A 4,739-nucleotide genomic window follows, 5' to 3' on the forward strand; every position below is an offset into this window, starting at 1 on the left:
TGTCTTAATCTGCTTGTAGCTGCCTTTTCCTGACTTCATCAGAATCTGGTATCCGCTGCATGTCACTTTTTTATAAGTAATTTTTACTTTTGATGAGCCGGTTTTTACAATGCTTTTCATTACGGCTTTCTGAGGTCTTGCCGCTGTCTTTAACGCTGCGGAATCGGGACCTGTTCCAGCCTGATTAACTGCTGCCACTTTTACACTGTACCTGTTTCCGGCTTTTAATTTTTTAATAGTATAACTGTTACTTGCCGTACTTCCTGCTGTTCTCCACTTTCCGTCCTTATAAATATAGATCCGGTAGCTCTTGGCATCTGCTGCTCTATTCCAGCTTATTTTCATGGAATATACTGCACTGCTTACCTTTAATCCCGTAACCTTTGCAGGCTTTTGTACCGGTACCGGAATTTTAACATTTACTTTACAGGACGCCGTCTTTTCTCCGTCTGCCGTTACAGCCGTTACGGTTACCGTACCATTCCCCACTGCTGTCACAACCCCTGACTGGCTTACTAGGGCAATTCCCGTATTGGAGGAAGTCCATAATACCCCTTTGTTCGCTGCCTCTTCGGGTTCTACAACCGCTTTCAGATTTACAGTTTCTCCTTTTGCAGTTAAGTTTACTTCTGTTTTATCCAGCTTTACTCCTGTTACCGCCACATGGGGAGCTTTGATATCAACGGTTACGATACATACCGCTGTAAATCTGCCGTCTTCGGTAGTGGCAATCACTGCAGCCTGTCCATTACTGCGGGCTGTGATCAAGCCTTCCCTGCTTACCTGGGCTACCTCTGGCGCTGTGGTTGTAAAGGTCACATTTTTATTTTCGGCATTATCCGGATTTATGATAGCCTGAAGCTGAAGTGTGGCTCCTTCTTTATCCAAACGGACATAGTCATGGCTTAATCGAATGCTTTCTACTCTTACCGGGACCTCTACTTTCACCCTGCACTGCGCCGTGAATCCTCCGTCTTCTGTGGTAACCGTTATGACGGACTCTCCATTTGCCTTTGCCGTAACAACTCCGTTGCCGTCCACATCTGCGGTCTCCGTATTGGAAGAATTCCACAGTACCTTTTTATTGGTTGCATTTTCAGGCAGAATTTGTGGAACCAGATGCAGTGTTTCATTTTCTTTTGTGAGAAGTGCATTCGTCTGGCTCAAAGTAACTCCTGTCACATTCACAGTTTCAACCGGAATTTCTACTTTCACTTTACATACTGCTTCAAATCCTCCGTCTAATGTGACTGCTGTAATTACAGTCTCTCCTTCTCCTGCTGCAGTAACTACACCATCTTCCTCTACCGTTGCCGCATCCGGATTGGATGAACGATAGGTTACGGTCTTGTCTGTGGCATTTTCCGGCATAACTACCGGATTCAGGGACAGCTTGTCTCCCAGTCCTTTCAGAAGTGCCGTATCCGGTTCCAGAGATATTCCGGTTACCGGGATTACAGGTTCCGGTATTGCAACGGTTACTTCACAAAGGGCAGCATAGCCTCCTTCCCGTGTTGTAACTGCGATGATAGCTGTTCCATTTGCTACTGCTGTTACCAGTCCATTTTCATCCACAATCGCTGCTGCTTCGTTAAAAGATTTCCACATCACTTCCTGATTATATGCATTTTCCGGTTCCACTTTCCCATTCAGTTTTAAGGTTTCACCTTCTTCCGTCAGGGTAGCGGACTGGGTATCCAGCTGGATTCCGGTTACCTTTACCGGTTCATTGGGTATGTCTACCGTTATCTTACATTGGTCTGTAAATCCTCCGTCTTCTGTTGTTACCGTGATTACAGCAACACCATTAGCCACCGGTGTAACCAGTCCGTTTTCATCTACATCTGCAATTGCAGAATCCGATGATTCCCAGGTCACTTTCCTGTTATCCGCATTAGCCGGCGTAATAACGGCGGTCAGCTGCAGCGTATCATCCATATGCGTAAATCTGGCTGCATTACAGTCCAGGCTCACACTGGTTACTTTCACGTTTTCTTTCACGGTCACGGTACACGCTGCCTCGAATCCTCCGTCCTGTGTAATTGCACTTATGACGGATACTCCGTCAGCAACTGCCGATACCACTCCGCTTTGGTCTACCTCCGCTGCCTGTTCGTTTGACGATACCCAGGTAATATTTTTATTGGTCGCATTTTCCGGCTTCACATTTGCCGCAAGCTGCAGGGTTTCTCCCGGTTCTAACCTGGCCTGTGCCTGGCTGATGGCAACGCCTTCGGCTTTTACGATCCGTACTAAATTGTCAATGGCATCCTGAAGCTGGCTGCAGGTATCGGATACTTCTGCATTTCCGGCTTCCTCCCCTTCTAACACTTTAAGCGCAAGCTTTGCCGCTGTTGTTAACTTTGCAAAACTTTCTGCTGTGTAGTCACTTTCTTTATAAGAAGCAACGGTGTCGTACAATGCCTGCAAAGCCGTTTTATCTACGGTTTCACTTTCTGTTTTCTGTACCCGGAAGGAATAGATTTCTACATAAGTGGAACCTGCACTTGCATTTTTCCCATCCTGCTTTACGATGATCTTATAACTGCCCTTGGGATCTAATCCAGTGAATTGATATAACAATACATTTGTGCCTCTGTTTGCCGTATAACAATCCACCATTTTCCTGGATCCTTCTACCAATGTGCCTGTCTGATCCACGATACATACCTCTGCAATTCCATGGTCATTTGCAGATACGCCGTACCATTCAATGGCATTTCCGGTAAACGCAAACTCTGCATAGCTGCCTTTTACTGTTGTGTCACAGGATTCTGAATTTGCCCGGACTGTCCATTCTCCGGTGCGTTTCACTTCATCACTGTTTCCCTTTGTAATCTCGGTATATTCCGCTTTTTCCAATAACATCTGTGCTTCTTTTAATGTTTTTGCCAGCTGGTCCGCCATATCCTGCGTTAATTCTTTTGATACCACGGCGTCCTTTGCATTCTTCAATGCCTTTTGGAACAGATACCAGCTGTCCTTTGTATAATTTTCATTGGTAATTGCTTCTGCTGCGGCTATCGCCTGATTCAGTGTGTCTTTATTTACCACATTTTCCTGCGGATCCAGATTCAGACTGAACTCCAGCGCTTTTCCTAATTCGCTGTGAACAAAGAAATCTACGCTGCCTGCTTCTTTCATGGAATCCGGCAGTACAAATTGAAAGCCTGCCCGTTTTCCCTGTGCCTTTACTTGAGTTACATAGAGATCTTTCCCCTCCAGTTTTACACGGATGACCGCCTGTGAATTGGAAGTCACTCCCGCTGCAGTGGCATTTACCATTCTGGTATTTTTATCATAGCTGATTCCGATGGTATTTTCCTTCGTATCTGGATTAACCGGAGCCGATTGCATTTCGGTTCCTTCTGCTTTGATCCAGGTATTATAGGCAATTGCTTCATCTGCAGCATTTGTCACCAGAATCTGAAGTACTTTGTTGCTTACATCCTCGGGGAACGTATAGCTTCCCGTATAATGGAGAGTTTCTGCGCCCTTAATAACAATGGGATCATCCTGTACACCAAGCAGCTTCCATCCTTTTTCAATATCATATAACAGATAAGATACTTTGCCTTCTATATCCGATGCACTTTTATTTTTAAGATCCATCACGGTCTGGAAAGTCTCTCCCCCGCGGGGTTCGGATACTACTGTGTTATTGGCATATTTCATCTGTGCCGGATCTGTAAGCACGTTTAAGATATCCTGTTCTTCCTGGTACACCTGAAATGCATCCACAATCATATATACGCCGGATTTCTTCTCACCCCGCAGTTTATAATTCCCCTGTGGCAATATCGGTGATGTATACACGGTCTGCTGGTAGAGACGGCTGTTATCTTTACAGCTGATTGTCTTCCTGTCTACCTCTTCACCCGTATCTGCATTGGTCAGAATCATTTCTATATCGCCCTGATCCGAGTATTTTCTGGTGATGTACTCAATCTTCGTCCCCTGAAAAGCTACTTCAAACCATGCGGACTGTGCCTGTTTGATATCCGGGAATGCACACACCGTAGATCCCTGGTCATCGCTTTTTCTGGAATCAAAATACCAGGCGTCTTGGGTATATAAGTCTGTGGAAACCTGAGTACTGTATGTGATCTCCGGGTCATTGCAGTCAATATAGCGGGATGTTCCGTCTGCCTTGTGGTAGCTTAAGGTCTGCATACTGTTTGTTCGGTGTATATCCAGTATTACCAGCGCATTGGACTCTATTTTCTTTAACTCTGAAAAGAAGGATTTCTTGTCACTTAAGGCTGTGCCGTTTACAGATTTTACAATGTCACGCTTCCGGTAGCCCAGTGCATAAGCCTCACTGCCCTCCGGCACTTCTTCAAAATAAATGCCTTTATAATCATTGGATGCGGTAGATGAAATTATGTTGTCATCAATCCCCGTCACCGTTGCACCCTTCCACTCTTCTCTCTGGAGAATATCAGAACCGCCTGAACCGGAATCAATTTTTGCATAAATCGGAGCCTTGCACGGGCATCCCGGCTTTCCAAACTGATCCATGGCGAAGTTTTCAAATCCTACCTGTTTCATGCCCTCCTCATTTAATACCGTATAGTCATTACTTCTGGCATTTTTAAATTCGGGATTTACATCGATCAGCGCATTTTTATCGTAATCATTCTGTGCCTTATTTACGTGGTACCAGGAAGGAAGATTGATCTTCGCACCAAAATCATAGTACCAGTTTTTATCTACGGCATATTCAGCCTGTTTAAATC

Annotated in this window: 1 protein-coding gene; it reads right to left on the reverse strand. The window is 45.1% G+C overall.

Translation table 11 applies throughout. The features are described 5' to 3' along the window. On the reverse strand, positions 1 to 4,739 hold a 4,739-nt coding region (locus ACH2DQ_RS27620), incomplete at both ends, for an Ig-like domain-containing protein (RefSeq protein WP_395028715.1).

It is taken from the genome of Robinsoniella sp. (genome assembly GCF_034124845.1).